This window comes from Oleiphilus sp. HI0080 (genome assembly GCF_001635135.1).
The window spans coordinates 1-3,884 of record NZ_LWFU01000499.1 but is presented as its reverse complement, the minus strand read 5'-3'; the positions used below and the strand labels follow the sequence as shown (position 1 = coordinate 3,884).

Genomic DNA, 3,884 nt, shown 5'->3' with positions numbered 1-3,884 from the left:
AAACTGACACCAATATATTCTTCTAGAGATTTTATCTGCTGACTTATTGCTGGTGGGCTGACGCATAATTCGTCAGCGGCTTTACGAAAACTAAGCAGGCGCGCCGCACTTTCAAACGCTGGCAGCCATTGGATAGGTGGAGGGGTTGTGTGCATCGCCAAGCTTTCGCAATAAAGATAAGTAAAACTTATCATAAGCTCAGAAAATATGAATTGCGATGCTTTATTGCAAGGTATAGCGTGCCTAATCACAATAATGAAATAAGTTAGTCTTAACTAGGCTGATATTGTAAAGCGCGCACGAACTAGAGGTAGCTATGACCACACAAGAACTTATCGATCACGACTCGGCCTGCATTCTGTGTTCGCGTAATTGCGGAATAACCATCAGCACGGATGGTGAAGGCCGATTTAAGAAGATCAAGGGCGACCCCAAGCACCCAATGACGACCGGCTATATCTGTCAAAAGGCGGCGCGCTTGGAGCATTATCAACACCATGATGACCGGCTAACAAAACCATTGAAGCGTAAAGACGATGGCAGCTTTGAAGAGGTCTCGTGGGATCAGGCTCTCACGGAAATTGCCGATAAGATGCTGTCGCTAAAAGAGCAGCATGGGCCAGACTGTTTTGCCGTTGTTGGTGGTGGTGGGCAAGGTAACCATTTAGGTGGCGCCTATGCACAGCAATTGCGTCATGCCATGGGTGGAAGCCGTTACATGTACTCTGCGCTAGCGCAAGAGAAAACCATGGACTTTTGGATGAACGGCCGTTTGTTTGGTGATCAACGCGTTCACTGTACAGAAGATATTGAACACTCCGATTACGTGTTGTTTATAGGCTGTAACCCGTTTCAATCACACGGTATTCCTAACGCACGAGAAGTACTCAGGGAATTAAAAAACGACCCTCAGCGTACTATGGTTTTGGTGGACCCTCGCGTATCAGAAAGTGCTAAGTATGCGGATTATCATTTAGCGATAAAGCCTGGCACCGACGCTTATTTATTGTCAGCAATGCTGGGCATCATCGTGCAAGAAGAACTGCACGACAAACCATTTATTGCCGCGCACTGCACTGGATTTGAGGCCTTAGAAAAATCGTTACGCGCCATTGATGTCGATCGATACATCGCTCGAACCGAATTAGACCAAGATACCATTTATACCATTGCGCGCGACTTTGCCAAGGCCAAAGCTGGCTGCGTCCGCATTGATTTGGGTTTGCAGCACTCGTTGCACTCGACGGTCACCGCCTATCTTGAAAAAATGCTTTATATACTCACCGGAAATTTTGGGAAAAAAGGCGCAAACAATGTGCATGCGAGCCTACTACCAATATTGGGTAATAGTGACGAGCGAAGTAAGAAGATAAAGCTTACCGCGCACCATAAAATGCTCCCTATCGCCGGGTTATATCCACCCAATATATTGCCAGATGAGATCGAGCATGAGGGAGAAGATCGGTTGCGCGCACTTTGGATTGAAAGTGCTAATCCAATTCAGACATTTTCAGATACCCAAGCTTATGAACGCGCATTCTCTAAGTTAGAGCTTTGTGTCGTTGTAGACGTCGCCATGACAGAAACAGCCCGGCATGCGCATTATGTTCTGCCAGCTGCTTCTCAGTTTGAAAAGTGGGAAGCAACAGGCTTTAACCTTGAGTTTCCTTCCAATTTTTTCCATTTGCGCAAACCTGTACACAAGCCACTAGGCGACAGCTTGCCAGAGCCAGAAATCGCGACACGCTTATTAGAGAAAATGGGGGTGCTTCCAAAAAGCTACCCATTATTGGAAGGTATCGCCAAGTACCAACCTGCATTTGCTAAACATCAGCCCTATGTGACTGCGCTAATCGCAAAGCTGACGCGTAACAAAAAGCTTGCAGCCTATGCGCCGTCCATCATGTACCGAACCTTAGGTAAATATCTGCCCGGGGAAGCGGCGACGGGCGCATTCTTGCTACCACTTTCGATCAAATTTGCAGGTGAACATAAAGAAGCCGTTAAGCGAGCGGGGCACCACGGGAATAAACTCACGCTTGGCGCCAATTTGTTTAATGCGATTATTAATGGCAATTCTGGTGTTCGTGTCAGTACCCATAATTGGGAAGATATGTGGCAACTCATTAAAACCAAAGATGGAAAGATCCACCTTGAGATCACCGAGGTGCTTGAAGAACTTGATGCCCTTGCCGACCAAACGCCTCATCCAGCAGAAGTGTGTGAGGATTTCCCTTTCGTGTTGATGGCCGGAGAGCGACGTAGCTATAACGCAAATCAAATATTTCGTGACCCAAGTTGGCGAAAAGTCGACAAGAATGGTGCGCTACGCATCCATCCGAGCGATGCCGAGCACTTAGACTTGCGTACAGGTGATCATGCAATTTGTCGCACTAAGGCAGGTGAGATAACGGTAGAGATTGAGGTGAATGAAGGCATCCGCGAAGGTATGATCACGCTTCCTCACGGTTATGGTATGCGTTATAAAGATAGCGATCCTATTGGGCCTCAAATCAATCGCTTAACGTCATCGGATCATTGCGACCCATTTACAAAAACGCCTTATCACAAATATGTACCGGCACAATTAGTGGCGTTAGGTGCCTAGCCTAAGTGCGCGCCGCTAACGATACAGGCTTGTTTTCTCGCCAGATTCGCATTCGCGTGTATCGATGTTTATCATTAAACGGAAACGTTAAGTAGGGCAAATAGAGGGTTGCATGGTTAAACGATGCGCAGTACGCCAAAAAATGGTGACGCTGGCTTTTGTGCTTTGTTCCTCGCTCGCCGAGGCGGGTGGCGGAAAACTGATCGGGACAGCTGGTGTTGGTTCGATTGAAGGGGCTGGGGGCGGCGGTTTGACGCCATGGGCGCCCATTGCAACGTATGCGAGCTCTGACGAGTTGGGGGCTAGCATCCTTAGTAGTGAGGCTCGAGTAGATGATTATAATCTGAGTGTGCATGGCATCGCAGTGGGGGCATATGATCGTTTAGAGCTTAGTTACGCGCATCAAGATTTATACAGCGATGCTCTCTCGCGTTCGATTCGTCAGAACATCGTTGGAGCTAAAGTTAGGCTGACCGGAGATCTTGTCTATGACGTCATGCCGGTTGTTAGTCTGGGTCTTCAGCATAAAACGTTACTCGATGAAGAGGTGCTGTCTCTTGTTGGCGCCGAAGACAACGAGGGGGTCGATGTTTATCTGAGTGCTGCCAAGGCATGGCTTAATGGACCATTCAATCGAACCGCATTTGCTAATCTTAACGTGCGTTATACCGAAGCGAATGAAACGGGACTGCTTGGGTTTGGCGGCGATGATTCTGGTGCCAATCTACTTGCAGAGTTTGCCGGAGGGATGTTCATAACGAAGCAGGTGGCGCTAGGTTTTGAGTTCAGGCAGAAGCAGAATCAACTAAGTGCTTTGTCGGAGGACCATTGGAAAGATCTCTTTCTTGCCTGGTTCCCTAACAAAAATTTGTCGATTACGGCGGCGTATCTCGATCTTGGTGTTATCGCGGGCCAAGAAGATCAAACAGGCTTTTATATCTCTCTAAACGGTACCCTGTAACCTGATTCCTTGGAGCTCTCATGCATAAGTATCTTTGTATTTTTCTCATTGTTGGCTTGATTGCCGGATGCCAGACTACGCAGAGTCGCGGATCACTCTTCGAGGAGCTTGGCGGGCAGAAGGGGGTTGAGGAGATTGCAGATAGGTTTGTTCGAATCTTGATCAAAGACGAGCGAACAGAGCAGGCATTTACGGAGACAGATCTCGATCGCTTCTACGAAAAAGTCGTTGAGCAGTTTTGCGAAGTCTCTGGCGGCCCCTGTGTTTATTCTGGTGACACAATGAAAGACGTACACAAAGGAATGGATATATCGG

At 47.8% G+C, this 3,884-nt stretch carries 4 protein-coding genes; 3 read left to right on the top strand and 1 reads right to left on the bottom strand.

Annotation, left to right across the window (positions count from 1 at the left end; all coding sequences use genetic code 11):
* Positions 1-155, bottom strand: a 155-nt coding sequence (locus A3751_RS21805) for a LysR family transcriptional regulator (RefSeq protein WP_156492375.1), incomplete at its 3' end; no start/stop codon positions are given.
* Positions 156-316: 161 nt separating this feature from the next.
* Here A3751_RS21805 and A3751_RS10510 point away from each other — a divergent pair.
* The 3 genes from A3751_RS10510 to A3751_RS10500 all read left to right on the top strand — a co-directional run.
* A complete protein-coding gene (locus A3751_RS10510; protein ID WP_068455501.1) occupies positions 317-2,608 on the top strand; it encodes a molybdopterin-dependent oxidoreductase in 2,292 nt (763 codons plus the stop codon).
* 112 nt (positions 2,609-2,720) lie between these two features.
* Complete coding sequence (locus A3751_RS10505; RefSeq protein ID WP_068455499.1) at positions 2,721-3,569, top strand: DUF3034 family protein; 849 nt, start codon at positions 2,721-2,723, stop codon at positions 3,567-3,569.
* Between the two features lie 20 nt (positions 3,570-3,589).
* Positions 3,590-3,884 (top strand): group 1 truncated hemoglobin (locus tag A3751_RS10500; RefSeq protein ID WP_197466276.1); only part of this gene is annotated, 295 nt, incomplete at its 3' end.

Bases quoted from the DNA above. Each gene is read 5' to 3' on its own strand.
- A3751_RS10505 (WP_068455499.1), top strand. From the start codon at position 2,721: ATGGTTAAACGATGCGCAGTACGCCAAAAAATGGTGACGCTGGCTTTT.
- A3751_RS10510 (WP_068455501.1), top strand. From the start codon at position 317: ATGACCACACAAGAACTTATCGATCACGACTCGGCCTGCATTCTGTGT.